At 59.6% G+C, this 14443-nt stretch carries 13 protein-coding genes; all 13 read right to left on the reverse strand.

Going from position 1 to position 14443, the window contains the following annotated elements:
• Positions 1–42: 42 nt before the first annotated feature.
• Positions 43–279 (reverse strand): hypothetical protein, encoded by a 237-nt coding sequence (locus Q1W40_RS03350; protein ID WP_300708863.1) that lies wholly within the window; start codon positions 277–279, stop codon positions 43–45.
• Positions 280–281: 2 nt separating this feature from the next.
• On the reverse strand, positions 282–884 hold the full coding sequence (gene fdh3B / locus Q1W40_RS03355) for a formate dehydrogenase FDH3 subunit beta (RefSeq protein ID WP_300708865.1): 603 nt from the start codon (positions 882–884) through the stop codon (positions 282–284).
• Positions 885–894: 10 nt separating this feature from the next.
• Entirely contained in the window at positions 895–3855 is a 2961-nt protein-coding gene (locus Q1W40_RS03360) for a formate dehydrogenase subunit alpha (RefSeq protein ID WP_300708867.1), read from the reverse strand.
• Between the two features lie 47 nt (positions 3856–3902).
• Positions 3903–4109, reverse strand: coding sequence for a formate dehydrogenase (locus Q1W40_RS03365; RefSeq protein ID WP_300708869.1), 207 nt, complete (start codon positions 4107–4109; stop codon positions 3903–3905).
• A 219-nt stretch (positions 4110–4328) separates the two neighbouring features.
• Positions 4329–6278, reverse strand: a complete 1950-nt coding sequence (locus tag Q1W40_RS03370) for a TRAP transporter large permease subunit (RefSeq protein WP_108324217.1) — start codon at positions 6276–6278, stop codon at positions 4329–4331.
• Positions 6275–6901 carry a TRAP transporter small permease subunit gene (locus Q1W40_RS03375; RefSeq protein ID WP_300708873.1) on the reverse strand — a complete coding sequence of 209 codons (627 nt, stop codon included), beginning with the start codon at positions 6899–6901 and terminating at the stop codon, positions 6275–6277. Before Q1W40_RS03375 ends, Q1W40_RS03370 begins: the two co-directional genes overlap by 4 nt.
• Before the next feature lie 72 nt (positions 6902–6973).
• A complete protein-coding gene (locus Q1W40_RS03380) occupies positions 6974–8092 on the reverse strand; it encodes a C4-dicarboxylate ABC transporter (protein WP_199222273.1) in 1119 nt (372 codons plus the stop codon).
• A 147-nt stretch (positions 8093–8239) separates the two neighbouring features.
• Positions 8240–8866 (reverse strand): molecular chaperone TorD family protein, encoded by a 627-nt coding sequence (locus Q1W40_RS03385; protein ID WP_300708876.1) that lies wholly within the window; start codon positions 8864–8866, stop codon positions 8240–8242.
• Between the two features lie 6 nt (positions 8867–8872).
• Complete coding sequence (locus Q1W40_RS03390; protein WP_300708878.1) at positions 8873–10999, reverse strand: 4Fe-4S binding protein; 2127 nt, start codon at positions 10997–10999, stop codon at positions 8873–8875.
• Entirely contained in the window at positions 10926–11576 is a 651-nt protein-coding gene (locus Q1W40_RS03395) for a DUF3306 domain-containing protein (RefSeq protein ID WP_300708880.1), read from the reverse strand. The genes Q1W40_RS03390 and Q1W40_RS03395 overlap by 74 nt, the downstream gene beginning before the upstream one ends.
• Positions 11573–12145, reverse strand: coding sequence for a DUF3305 domain-containing protein (locus Q1W40_RS03400; RefSeq protein WP_300708882.1), 573 nt, complete (start codon positions 12143–12145; stop codon positions 11573–11575). Before Q1W40_RS03400 ends, Q1W40_RS03395 begins: the two co-directional genes overlap by 4 nt.
• A complete protein-coding gene (locus Q1W40_RS03405) occupies positions 12145–13635 on the reverse strand; it encodes a HAMP domain-containing sensor histidine kinase (RefSeq protein WP_300708884.1) in 1491 nt (496 codons plus the stop codon). The genes Q1W40_RS03400 and Q1W40_RS03405 overlap by 1 nt, the downstream gene beginning before the upstream one ends.
• Before the next feature lie 79 nt (positions 13636–13714).
• A partial coding sequence (locus tag Q1W40_RS03410; protein ID WP_300708886.1) for a molybdopterin dinucleotide binding domain-containing protein occupies positions 13715–14443 on the reverse strand: 729 nt, incomplete at its 5' end.

Consider the following 14443-nt stretch of genomic DNA (forward strand, 5'->3'; position numbering starts at 1 on the left):
CAAAGTGATGATCAAGCGACGCATGATGAACTCCTCATGCGCTCACTTGGGCGCGCGCTGGTGATCGTTCATGCCGTAGTTGGCACGGGCCTTGAGGTGGTTGGCCCAGCTGGCCTGGTCACCGGCTTTCCAGCCGGGTTCCGTGAAAGCGGCCACACCGGTGCCCGCTTGCGCGGGCTGGTCACTGCGGATGCCCATCTTGTCTTGCGGCTTTTCGCCACAAGCCGACAACGCCAGCACAGCGGCCACGGCCGCTGAAAAAATCCAAGTGCTTCGCATGATCAGGCTCCTTGCTTGGCTTGGTTGCCGTAGGCCGTGCCCCAGCCCCAGACTTCAGCGCCTTTGCCGCGCTGGACCACGCGGCTGCGGAAGATCTCGGAGACCACATCGCCGTCACCGGCCAGCAGCGCCTTGGTCGAGCACATCTCGGCGCAGGCGGGCAGCTTGCCTTCGGCCAGGCGGTTGCGACCATACTTGTCAAACTCGGCTTGGCTGCCGTGTTCTTCGGGGCCACCGGCGCAGAAGGTGCACTTGTCCATCTTGCCGCGCACACCGAAGGTGCCTTGGCTTGGGAACTGCGGTGCGCCAAATGGGCAGGCGTACGAGCAGTAGCCGCAGCCAATGCAGACGTCCTTGTCGTGCAAGACCACGCCTTCGTCGGTCTTGTAAAAGCAGTTGACCGGGCAAACCGCCATGCAGGGCGCATCCGAGCAGTGCATGCAAGCGACCGAGATGGATTTCTCGCCGGGAATGCCGTCGTTCAGGGTGACCACACGACGGCGGTTCACGCCCCATGGGACTTCGTGTTCGTTCTTGCAAGCGGTGACGCAGCCGTTGCACTCGATGCAGCGCTCGGCGTCACAGATGAATTTCATTCGTGCCATCGTGTTCTCCTCAGGCCTTCTGGATGTTGCAGATGGTGGTCTTGGTCTCTTGCATCATGGTGACGCTGTCGTAACCGTAGGTGGTGGCCGTATTGACGGCCTCGCCACGCACCACCGGGGCTGCGCCCTTGGGGTAATAGGCCAGCATGTCTGCACCTTGCCAACGACCCGAGAAGTGGAATGGCATCCAGACGGTGCCGGTGTCGACACGCTCGGTCACCAAGGCTTGCACGTCCAGACGTGCGCCTGTGGCACCCATCAGCCAGACGCGGTCGCCGTTGCGAATGCCACGGTCAGCTGCTGTCTTGGGGTTGATCTCGACATAAGCCTCTTGCTGCAACTCGGCCAACCAAGGGTTGGAGCGGGTCTCTTCACCACCACCTTCGTACTCGACCAAACGGCCAGAGGTGAGGATGAGCGGGAACTTCTCGTGCATCTTGTCGGCGATGTTCTTGTCCTGCACGGTTTTGTACAGGGTAGGCAAACGCCAGAAGGCTTTTTTGTCTTCGTGCGTGGGGTACTTGGCCATCATGTCAGGACGCGTGCCGTACAAAGGCTCGCGGTGCTGAGGAATGGGGTCCGGGAAGTTCCAGACCACGGCACGCGCTTTGGCGTTGCCAAAGGGGTGACAGCCATGGTTTTGCATGAACACGCGCATCATGCCACCCGATGAATCGGTCTTCCAGTTCTTGCCCTCGGCCTTGGCTTTTTCGGCATCGGTCAACTCGTCCCACCAGCCGAGCTTTTTCAGCAAGATGTGGTCAAGTTCTGGGTAACCGGTGGTGATGTCGGCCCCCTTGGAGTGCGAACCGTCTTCGGCCAGCAGGCTCTTGCCTTCACGCTCCACACCAAAGTTGGCGCGGAAGTTGCCACCGCCATCCATGACGTGCTTGGAGGTGTCGTACAAGTTGGGCGAACCGGGGTGTTTGAGTTCGGGCGTGCCGTAGCAAGGCCATGGCAGACCGAAGTAGTCGCCCGTGAAGTCGTAGCCGGTTTCCTTGTCTTTGCCGCCTTTGGCCTTGAGGGTTTTCACATCGAACACATTCATGTTCTTCATGTGGGCCTTCAGGCGCTCAGGGCTTTGACCGGTGTAGCCAATGGTCCAAACGCATTTGTTGATTTCGCGCAGGATGTCTTCGGGCATGGGTTCGTCCATGCCTTTGACTTTTTGCATTTTGTAGTTTTTGACCAGCTCGGTACCAAAGCCCAATTTTTGAGCCAACTGGTACATGATCATGTGGTCAGAGCGGCTCTCCCACAGCGGGTCGATGACCTTCTCGCGCCACTGCAGCGAACGGTTGGACGCGGTGCACGAACCGCTGGTCTCGAATTGCGTGGCGGCGGGCAACAGGTACACGGCGCGGTTGGGGTTCAGGTCTTCGGCTTTGCCTGGCATGGCGGCCATGGCGGCTGTGGCCGATGGGTAAGGGTCCACCACCACCAGCAAGTCCAGCTTGTCCATGGCGCGCTTCATCTCCAGACCGCGGGTCTGCGAGTTGGGCGCATGGCCCCAGTAGAAGACGCCGCGCAGGTTGCTGTCTTGGTCGATGAGTTCATTTTTCTCGAGCACACCGTCGATCCAGCGGGACACGGTGATGCCGTTCTTGCCCATCATGGCAGGGCTGGCGAATTGCTTTTTGATCCACTCGAAGTCCACACCCCAGGCGTTGGCGAAATGCTTCCACGAACCTTCGGCCAGGCCATAGTAGCCGGGCAGCGAGTCGGGGTTGGGGCCGACGTCGGTCGCGCCCTGCACGTTGTCGTGGCCGCGGAAGATGTTCGCGCCGCCGCCGCTCACGCCGATGTTGCCGAGCGCGAGCTGCAGGATGCACGAGGCGCGCACCATCGCGTTGCCGATCGTGTGCTGGGTCTGGCCCATGCACCAGACGATGGTGCCGGGGTTGTTGTCGTGCAGCATCTTGGCGACCTTGAACATCTGGTCTTCCTTGACGCCGCAGGCCTCTTCGACCTTGTCCGGTGTCCACTTGGCCAGCACATCGGCCTTGACGGCGTCCATGCCGTAGACGCGGTCGTTGATGTACTTCTTGTCTTCCCAGCCGTTCTTGAAGATGTGGTGCAACACACCAAACAGGAACGGAATGTCGGTACCGGAGCGGATGCGCACGTACTCGTCGGCTTTGGCCGCGGTGCGGGTGAAACGCGGGTCGACCACGATCATCTTGCAGCCGTTTTCCTTGGCGTGCAGCATGTGCAGCATCGACACGGGGTGCGCTTCTGCAGCGTTGGAGCCGATGTACAGGGCGACCTTGCTGTTTTGCATGTCGTTGTACGAGTTGGTCATGGCGCCATAACCCCAGGTGTTCGCCACACCGGCCACCGTGGTGGAGTGGCAAATGCGGGCCTGGTGGTCGCAGTTGTTGGTGCCCCAGAAGCTGACGAACTTGCGCATCAAGTAGGCTTGTTCGTTGTTGTGCTTGGACGAACCAATGAAGTACACGCTGTCAGGGCCGCTGGCTTTTTTGAGCTCCAGCATCTTGGCGCTGATCTCAGTCAAGGCAGTGTCCCAGCTGATGCGCTCGTATTTGCCGTTGACCAGCTTCATCGGGTAGCGCAGGCGGTATTCGCCATGGCCGTGTTCACGCAGAGCCGCGCCCTTGGCGCAGTGGGCGCCCAGGTTGATGGGCGAATCGAACACGGCTTCTTGGCGGACCCAGACGCCGTTTTCAACGACGGCATCGACCGCGCAGCCCACCGAGCAATGGGTGCACACGGTGCGTTTGACTTCGACTTTGCCCGCACCCAAGATGGAAGCGCCAGTGGCCGCCTGGGCTTTTTGCACCAAGCTCAGCTGGGATGCGGCAAGACCCACGCCCACACCCAGACCCGAACGGCGCAAAAAGCTGCGACGGTCGAGTGTAGGCAGTGCTTGCGACAAACCGCGGCGCAGGCTGTGAATGAAAGGAGAGGAAACGCCACCCGAGGTGGTGCTTTGCTTTTTGGTCAACAACATGGAAGGCTCCAGTTGGGGGAAAGATGAAAGACCGGCCAGTGGCCAGGTCAGATGCGGGTGGTTTTGTAGTACTGCTGAACGTGTTCGCTCAGGGTGTAACCGCCGCCACGCGCAGGTTTGGGCAAAACGGCTGCAGCTGGCAATTGCTGACGAACCACCGCTGGCAAAACGCTGGTGGCGGCCGCGACAACCCCCACGGTGGCAGCACCAGCGAACACGCTGCGACGGGAAGTGGAAGGCGATTTGGAAGACATCTAAGACCCCAGAAAATGTGGCACGAAAACCCGGCTCTGGCCTAGGCAATGTTTTGCATAGGTGATTCTAGCGGGCGAAGAAAAACCCCTCAAAGTAAAAACCCTTACTGCCAGTCATTTCCGTCAGGCGGGTAACAGACAGATCATTCGTTCGGCTTGAAAAACGCCCACGCACACAAACCACTTGGGCTGTGTGTGCGTGGGCGCACGGTGTACTTTTTATTTGTACAGAACTTCAGGCAACCACATGCCGATGGCCGGGAAGATGTAGAGCAGCACGATCGCAAAAACCTGGATCGCCATGAAAGGCAGCATGCCTGCGAAGATCTGGTTCAGCGTGACGTGTGGTGGGCTCACGCCCTTCAAGTAGAACGCTGCCATGGCCACAGGTGGGCTCAGGAAAGCGGTCTGCAGGTTCAAGGCCACCAACAAGCCGAAGAACAGCGGATCGATGCCGAAGTGGGGCAGCAAGGGGATGAAGATCGGCATGAAAATCACGATGATCTCGGTCCACTCCAATGGCCAGCCCAGCAAGAAGATGACCACTTGCGCCAGGATCATGAACTGCACAGGCGTCAGGTCCATGCCCAGCACCCAGGTGTTGATGATCTCCTGACCGCCCAGCAACGCAAACGCGGCCGAGAAAATGCTGGAGCCCACAAACAACCAGCACACCATGGCACTGGTTTTGGCCGTGAGGTACACCGACTCGCGCAGCACCACATAGTTCAGGCGTCGGTAAGCTGCGGCCAGCAACAAGCCGCCCAGCGAACCCATGGCCGCCGCCTCGGTGGGCGTGGCCAAGCCAAAGACGATGGTGCCCAGCACCGCCAGAATCATCAGGGCCAGTGGGAAGAACGAACCCAGCAGCATCTTGAAGATTTCAAGGCGCACAAAGCTGAAGTAGGCGTAGAAGATGGCCAGTGCCACGGCACAGCTGGCCAGGCCAATCCAGAAGGACATGGGCGCTGGCTGGCGCTCGGCTTGGGCCGCTGGTGTTTCAGCCGCAGCACTGACCGCTGCCGGTGCAGGCGCTTTGGCGGGTTCTGCAGCAGGTGCCGCTTCGACCTTGGCGACTTCGGCCGTACCGGGCGGCGTTTGCAGACCATCGGCTTCAGGTTCAGACAAACCGCTGACACTTTCAGCTTCTTGATCGTCTGAAGTTTCAGACAACTCACCACCCATGGCCACCACACCTTCGACCGCCTCAACAGGCAAAGGCGCTGTGACCTTGAAGTAAATGGTGCCCATGATGGCGGCTACCGCCAAGGCGGGCAGCAAAGCGATACCCAAATGGTTGAGCAATTCGCGCATGGGCACGGCCACATTGCGCTTGCCCTTGATGGCGCCGATCAGGCCTGGCAACACGGTGTTGCTGACGTCTTTGGACACCACTTGCGCAAAAGCAGGCAAGGGCACGATGCGGTCTTCAGCCGACATGGGCGGTGCCATGTGGGGTTTGATCTTGGCAATGATCACCACATAAACAACATACAAAGTGGCCAGCATGATGCCGGGGAAAAATGCACCGGCATACAGCTTGACCACCGACACACCAGCCGTCGCACCGTACACGATCAACATGACCGAAGGCGGAATCAAAATGCCCAAACAGCCACCGGCCGTGATGGCACCGGCTGACAACTGCACGCTGTAGCCCGCACGCAGCATGGCAGGCAGCGCCAGCAAGCCCATGAGCGTGACCACTGCACCAACGATGCCCGTGGCCGTCGCGAAGATCGCACAGGTCACGATGGTGGCCACCGCCAATGAGCCTGGCAGGCGGGCCATGGCCAGGTGCATGCTCTTGAAGAGCTTTTCGATCAGGTTGGCGCGTTCAATCAGGTAGCCCATGAACACGAACAGCGGGATCGAGATCAGCACGTCGTTGGACATGACCGAATAAGCCCGCTGGACCATCAGGTCCAGTGTTTGGCTGACCGCCAAATCGGGGTTTTGGCTTTTGTAGGCGATCCAAGCGAAGATCATGCCCATGCCCATCAGGGTGAAGGCGGTCGGGAAACCCAACATGATCGCCACCACCACCAGCGCCAACATCAACAGCCCCAAGTGACCATTGGTCATCTCGGACGGAGCCGGCAGCAAAACAAAGGCCGACAACACGACCAAGGCCATGATCGTCAGGCCGAACCAGACTTCTTTTTTCATTTGTGAGTTCCCTTGCCAGCCGTCACCAGCGCATCGAGTTTCGCGATGTCTTCGTCCTTGACGTTGACCATTTCCTTGAGTTTTTCGACATCGACTTCGTCCACGTCATCGCCGCGCTTGGGCCATTCGCCCTGCTTGATGCAGACGATGCAACGCACGATTTCGACCAAGCCTTGGGCCAGCAAGAAGGCACCTGCAATGGGCAAGATGGTCTTGAAGGGGTAAACCGGTGGACCGTCGGCCGTGATGTTGGAGTGCTCATGGATGGCCCAGGATTCGGCTGCAAAACCGTAACCTGCATAAGCCAATGCCACCACACCGGGAATAAAGAACACGATGTACAAAATCAAATCCAGCCAGGCCTGCAGGCGGGGCGGGAAAAAGCCGTACAGCACATCGCCGCGCACATGGCCGTTTTTGGACAAGGTGTAAGCACCCGCCATCATGAAAAGTGAGCCATACATCATGCTCATGACGTCAAAGGCCCAGGCGTGGGGACTGTCCAGCACATATCGGGAGAAAACCTCCCAGGAAATCATGAAAGTCAGCGCCACGATCAGCCAAGAAAAAAACTGGCCAATCCATGTGCTGACTTTGTCAATAAAAAGCAACAGGTTTTGCATAAGGGAACCACATAAATGAATCAGCCATCTGGAAATGCCCAGATGGCTGATGGGGAAGGCTTGAGAAGGTGATCAGCCTTTTTTGGCACCAAAGAAATGGTTAACTGCCATGCGACGGCTGATGTTGGTGTCCTGGTCCCACTTCACAGCACGGGCTGCGAATGCTTTCTGGGAGGCCACAACTTCCTTGAAGATCGCGTTTTCGGCAGACTTCTTCTCCAAAATTTCAGACCAAACCTTGAGCTGCTCTTGCAAGATCGCATCAGGTGTCTTGAAGAATTTGACCTTGTCCTTGGTCTGCAATTCGATGTAGTCCTTGGAATAACGGTCAATGGCTTTCCAGGACATGTCGGCCGAAGCGGCTTCTGTCGCGATCGAAATCACGGACTTCAACTTGGCAGGCAGTGCATCGTACTTGGTCTTGTTGAACATGATCTCGAAGGTTTCCGAGGCCTGGTGGTAGCTTTGCAGCATGCAGACTTTGGAGACATCGGGGAAGCCCAAGATGCGGTCGGATGTGGCGTTGTTGAACTCGGCACCGTCGAGCAAACCGCGGTCCATCGCAGGCACAATCTCGCCGCCTGGCAAAGCGTTCACGGCAGCGCCCATGGCGGTGAACAGGTCAATCGCCAGACCGTTGGTGCGGAACTTCAGGCCTTTCAGGTCAGCCGTCTTGGTGATCGGCTTCTTGAACCAGCCGAAGGGCTGAGTGGCCATGGGGCCGTACAGGAAAGACTGGACGTTGCCGCCAATCGAGGCGTACAACTTGGCCAACAGCTCAGCGCCACCGCCGTACTTGTGCCAGGCCAGGATCATGTTGGCGTCCATGCCGAAAGCAGGGCCGGAGCTCCACAAGGCCAAAGCGTTTTGCTTGCCGTAGTGGTAACCCAACACGCCGTGACCGCCGTCCAAAGTGCCTTTGGACACCGCTTCGAGCAAACCAAAGGCAGGCACCACAGCACCAGCAGGCAGCACTTCGATCTTCAGATCGCCACCGGTCATGTCGTTGACCTTCTTGGCGTAGTCCAGCGCGTATTCGTGGAAGATGTCCTTGGCAGGCCATGTGCTCTGCCAGCGCATGCTGATCGGGCCAGTCTGGGCTTTGGCAATCATGGGGGCGGAGATGGCACCTGCGGCCAAGGCAGCGCCCTTGAGGAGGTTACGGCGACGTGGGGTTTGGTTTTCTGACACAGTGATTCTCCATTCGTTGTAAAAATAGCCAAGCACCAATGAATTAGCTCGGTCATTTCATTATTGAATGGCATCGTCAAACCGGGCTAAGTGAAAACCTGACAAAGCCTCGTCTTTTTTCTCACAGCGTTGTGAAGATTTTTTCAATCACTGCAACAAGTCAAAGCCCTGAACTTCCACGCTCAAAAACGCATCCGTGAATGCGGCAACACGGGCATAAAAATGGGCACGGGGATGCCCCACAAGCACCTGACACATTTGCGACATCCAAGGCTGCAGATGCTGACTGAAGAATGCCTGCTGATGGCTCAGGTTGGCCACCGAGACATCGTCTCCGGCAATGAGAAAGCGCATCACCTCGAGCACATAGGCCGCGTGGTCTTCGGTTTCGGGCATGTCATCGCTGCGCCCCAAGCCCAGGGCTATCAGGTCGTGGCGCAGCTTGACCAGAGGCTTTTCGTTCAAGAAGCCACTGAGGTAGTGCGAGCCAAACAGATACACCTCGGGCTTGCCCACGCCACCGAACAAACTGGTGTATTCGCTGGCAATTTGTGCCGCGCTCAACTCGCGTGCAGACGCCACCAGTTCGCGCCAGGAATCTTCCAAGAAGGCCCCTGCATCGGGCGCTTCGGTCACGGCCACCTGCAACTGATTCAACAGTTCTGGCGAAGGCGGCTGGTAATAAAGCGATGAGAGCAGGCCGTATATCTCGGCGCGTGCGGTTTCTTCGTCCAGCGCGTGGCTGGTTTGGGACAAATGCAATTCAGAACTCATGACAGATCAATTCAGGGGTTTGTCGCCCGCCATGCGGACCTGGTTTTCGTCGGTGAACATGTCCACCACACGACAGTCGCCACACATTTTGAGGCGCTCCAATGCGGGGCCCTGGAACATGCTGTGCCCGGCCAGGCGGCCGAGCATGGTCTCGATGGCCTTGACCGTGCCAAAGGGTTTGCCGCAACGAACGCAGCCATAAGGTGGGCTGTTGTGCAGCACACGGGCCTGTGTGCGCTCGGGCACGAGCGACAGGCGTGGCTCCAAGGTGATGGCTTGCTCGGGGCAGGTGGTGGCGCACAGGCCGCACTGCACGCAGTTTTTTTCGATGAATTTGATTTCGGGCTGTTGCGGGTTGTCTTGCAAGGCCGACGAAGGACAGGCCCCCACACAGCTCATGCACAGGGTGCATTTGCTGGCATTGACCACGATGGTGCCCAGCGGTGAGCCCACCGCAGGCAAGGCCAAAGCCGCCGGACGAGACGGCGCGGCCATGACCGGTGACTGCGCCATCAGGTGGTCCAGGGTCAGCTCGAGGTTGCTGCGCTTTTCGGCCTGCACCGCGTGCCGCGCCGCCAGGGCCGGACCCGCAGGGGCTTTGACAGCTCGTCCAGACAGGCGCTGCAGATCGGCGTCGAGCGAGGCGGCGTTGCCCACTTGCAGCAATTCAAAATGCACGCCTTCGTAGCCCAAGCCATTCAACAGGCTTTGGGCCACGGCCATTTGTTCCATCAAAGCGTTCTTGTACTGCGGCGCTTCTTCGTCGGTCAGCATGACCAAAACCTGCCGGGCGCCATAGGCCACGGCCGACAGCCACAGCTCCAGACCCACGCTGGCGGTGTGCCACAAGGCCACCGGCATCACGCGGGCGGGCACGCCTTGCATGACCTTGAGCTGTGCGCCGCGGCCCAGCTCATCGATCAGGGCCTGGCCTTTGTCCTGGCTGTGCAGCAGCAAAGCGGCATCACGGCCACCAGCAGCTTGGTAGGTGCTCAAGAGGGTGCGGATCTTCTCGCCCTGCTCAGCCGGGCGCGGGTAAGCGTAGGTCAGGGCCCCGGTCGGGCAAGCCGTGGTGCAGGCACCGCAGCCCACGCACAGGTTGGGGTTGACCTTGATTTGCTGGCGCGCCTTGTCCGAGCTGATGGCTTCGGCCGAGCAAATGTCCACGCAGGCATTGCAGCCGATTTGTTCGTTGCGGCTATGCGCGCACAGCTTTTGTTTGTAGGCAAAGAAGCGGGGCTTTTCAAACTCGCCCACCAGCTCGCGCAGCTTTAGCAAGGTCTGCAGGTCCTGCCCGTCCCATCGGAAATAGCCTTGAGGCAAGGCATGCGAAGTGAAGGTGGGCGACGCTGGGGCGCCGCGCAAATCGAGCACCACATCAAAGCGTGCACTTTGCGACTGCGGCTCGCGCATGAAGTTGATGGCGCCCACGGCGTCGCAGGCCTTGACGCAATCGCGGTGCGCGCTGCAGCGCGACATATCAATTTGGTAATCCAGACCAATGGCCTGCTCGGGGCAGGCGGCCACGCAGGCATTGCAGCGGGTGCACAGGTCCAGGTCGATCGGGTTGCTGGCGTCCCAGCTCACATCAAAGGCCCCGAGCCAGCCGGTCAGGCTTTGCAAGCGCCCGGCCAAGACGGGGTAGCGGCGCTCTTGGGCGCCGCCGGCATTGCCAGGTCCTTCGGCCCAGATCGTGACTTGCATCGCGTCGGCCATCAAGGCGGCAGCGCGCTCGGCTTGGTCGATGGGCCCCAGGATCAGCAAACGGCCTTCGCTTTTGTAGGTGACGGTGGGCACCGGCTCAGGCTCGGGCAAGCGGGCCGCAGCCAACAAGGCGGCCAGCTTGGGACTGGCGTTGGCGGCTTCACTGCTCCAGCCTGCGGTCTCGCGGATGTTGACAAAGCGGATAGGCGACACAGCGCCTTCGGTTTGTTCGGCCAGCTCAGAGAACAAACGCTTTTCTTGTGTGCAGGCCACCACCACGGTCTGGCCGCTCTTGACGGCACGCTGAAATTCGCCCGCCTCGCGGCGGCACAGTGTGGTGTGGAGTTTTAAATCTTCACCCAGCACCTGGCCCAGGGTCTGGGCTTGCAGGGGCATGGTTTGGTTGCAGTTGCAAATCAGGGTCGTCATGTTCGCTTAAGGGCAAGTCTGGCAATGCCGTTGTGGCTTGCGATGGCGCAGACTGTGCCACAAGCTGAGCTGTTTCTGGGTCTTGGGTGCGCAAATCAGGGTTTTCATGCGGCAATACCCCTACAGCCTCAACTGGTTCGGCGGGTTCTGGGATTTCAGGCGGCACCAAATTCATGAACTGGGCACTGGCCATCTTTTGCAGCATGCCGGCAGGCAAAGGGTCTGGCAAGTTGTAGTCGCCGATGTAAATGTCCAGGCCATCCATCACATTGAAGTGCGGGTCGGCAAACAATTTCTTGACTGCCAGGTTGCGCACCTCGGCGGGCACACCTTGTTGCATGAAGGCACCGAACTCCGATTCGGGCGTGAGGGCTTGTGCGTCTTCCAGCGTGGGCAGGGGCTCAACCGGGGTGCTTGTCGCCGATGTTGGCCCGACCACTGGATCGACAACCACTGGAGCCGCTTGGCCAGGCGCCGTGGTAAAGCAAATTTCGGGCTGCTCAGGCTCTTGCAGGGGCAGGCCCTTGGCCGCTTCTTGCTTGCGGCGCGACCAGCGGCTCAAAAAATGATCGCTCATGCGCCCTGCCCTTGCCCGCCTTTGCGTTTCTCGGTGGTGCTGACCGATGCTGGCTGGCCAAAGCGATCGGTCAGGCCCTGAAAGCTTTGAGGGCGCTGGCGTTTCTTCACTTCGGGCACATAGTGGTGCTCGGCAAATTCACGGATCCACTGCACCACCTCTGCGGGGGCCGGGATGGTCTCCACGGTTTCTTGGGCATCCAGCCAACGGCCTGCATCGTGGTAGCTCAGGCTCACCGCCTGGGGCTCTGCACGCGGCGTTTGACCATCGACTTCGATCATGCGCCACATCACAAACCAGCAGGGCGTGGGAGATGTGGCGTTGAGCCAATAGCCTTCGGCATCGTCGGGAAACAACTGAACCGACCAGCTGGGGTAGAGCCATTGCGAGGCATCCGGCGTTTCACGCAGGCAACGAACGGCCTGACCAAAGCTGGCTTCCTGCAAGACCACATCGTCCAGCGTCCAGCGGTGGCTTTGCCAGCGGGCCATGGGGCCTTGCACCGGCTCACGGCGCATCAGCACAGCCACGTCAATTTGAGATGGGGTGTTCATGAGCGCATTGTTCATCAAGCGGGCAAAACATAGTCTGACGAGGGCAATCGCAGGGTAAAAACCGTGCCTTGACCTGCTTGACTGAGAAATCTCAAAGTGCCTCCATGGGACTCCACAATGGATTGGCTGAGCCACAGCCCCACGCCCATGCCTTCAAATTTGGTGCTCTTGAACAAGCTGAACACTTCGGCCTGCTTGTCCTGCGGGATGCCGATGCCGCTGTCTTCGATTTCCAGATCCAGATAACCTGGCAACACCAGACCACGGATTTGCAACACCCGCTCACGGTGCTCGATGTCGCTCATGGCATCGATGGCATTGGTCACCAAATTGAGCACCACTTGCTGCAGCTGCGTGGCGTCACCCGACAAGCGGAAACCGTCATCAAAACTGGTGGTGATGCGCACCTTCTGATGCGCCGTCTTGACCTGAACAATGTCCAGCACATCGAGCACCAATTGCTTGAAGTCGATTTTGGAGAACTCGCCTTTGCTCATGCGGAACAAGGCGCGAAGTTTGCGAATGATGTCACCTGCCCTTTGGGTGTCGCTCACGATGTGGCTGGCCACGGTCCCCAGCAGCTGTTGGTCGACGGATCGTCCCAGTTCATTCGCGGCTTTCACCTGAGCCTGAATCAACTCGGCATGCAAGAGTGTGGCGGCCAGTGGTTGGTTCAGTTCATGGGCAAAACTGGCCACCAAGGCCCCCATACCCGCACTCTTGTTGGACAAGGTCAATTGCCGAATGATTTCTTCACGCTCGGCCAGCAAAGTCGACAGCGTTTGCGAATGCTCCAGCGCCAAGGCAGCATGCTCTTGCTCACGGGCCAGTTGTTCCTGCACGGCGATTTTGGAGCGGTGCGCCTTGTCAATGAAAATCTGCATAAAGCCCACACTCAGCAGGGTGATGCCGGCAAACTGCCCCGCGAACACCACCGCATGGTCCCAGGATGCTTCGTACACTTCGTCTGAACCAATCCCCGTGATCATGGCCAAGGCCTTGATGCCCAGACTGCCGGACAACACCAAACCCGCCCAACGGATCGAGGTGGCACCAATGCTGTCATGGCTGCGCGCCATGCGGCGCCCCGAGACGTAATACTCCAGACAATTGAGCGTGTAAAACGAATAGAACACCACCATGATGGTGCTTTCGGGTGCGCCCGAAAAATGCAAGCCAAAGCTCAAGCCCAAAGCCAGCACGTTGAACAGGCCCATGCCCCAGAGCCAGCGGGCATCGGGTGGGCCATCGAGCGAACGCAGGGCAATTTGCCGCCCCCAGTTGCCCAAGGCCATCAACAATTGGCCAAACACAACGACATGGTCGACGTGAATCAACCCCCTGCTGCCCAGCACGCACAGGCTGAGCGCACTCAAAATACCGGACACACTCCACAGCACCGCCACGCGGCTGCGGAAGCGGGCCAATCCGTACCACAAGGCCGCGTGCAGCATCAGGTACATGAACGCATCTACCCAGAAGATGAGTTGCACATCCAGTTTCAAGCAGGCCTCCTTGACCCATCGTGTTTGTCTGACCCACCCGGCCTATTGGGGAGGCCAGATGACTTTTGATTGCCGCTGATTATGCGGTCAAGGTCAGGGCCTCGATCTGGACGGCGCAGTATTTGAACTCCGGAATCTTGCCAAACGGGTCGAGCGCGGCGTTGGTCAGCTCGTTGGCTGCGGCTTCCACATAGGCAAACGGAATGAACACCGCGCCCAGCGGCGTGCCGTTGTCCTGGCGCACGGCCAGTTCCACATGCCCCCGGCGCGAGGCCACGCGGATGCGCTGACCCGGCTGCAGGCCCAGGCGGGCCATGTCGGCCGCGTGCATGGACGCCGTGGCTGCAGGCTCCAGCGCATCGAGCACGGTGGCCCTGCGCGTCATGCTGCCCGTGTGCCAGTGCTCCAGTTGCCGCCCGGTGATCAGCACCATCGGGTACTCCGCATCGGGCTGCTCGTTGGCCGGGATCAGGCTGGCGGGCACCAGCCGCACACGGCCGCCGGCGGTGGGGAAATGGTCATGGAAGACGATGGGCTGGCCCGGGTCGTCGGCGCTCACGCACGGATAGGTCACCGAGCCCGCATTCAGGCGCGCCCAGTCGATCCCGCCAATGGCCGGGGCCATGGCCTGGCGCATCTCTTCATACACCTCGGCCACGCCTTCGTGCTCGCCTGCGTAGTGCCAGTTCAGGCCCATGCGATGGGCGATCTGCTGGATGATCCATAAATCGGGTTTCGCATCGCCCGGCGGCAGCACGGCCTGGCGGCCCATCTGCACCGTGCGGTCGGTGTTGCTGACGGTGCCGGT

Origin of the sequence: Limnohabitans sp., from assembly GCF_030158565.1 — a bacterium.
In the GTDB taxonomy this organism is placed as follows: domain Bacteria; phylum Pseudomonadota; class Gammaproteobacteria; order Burkholderiales; family Burkholderiaceae_C; genus Limnohabitans_A.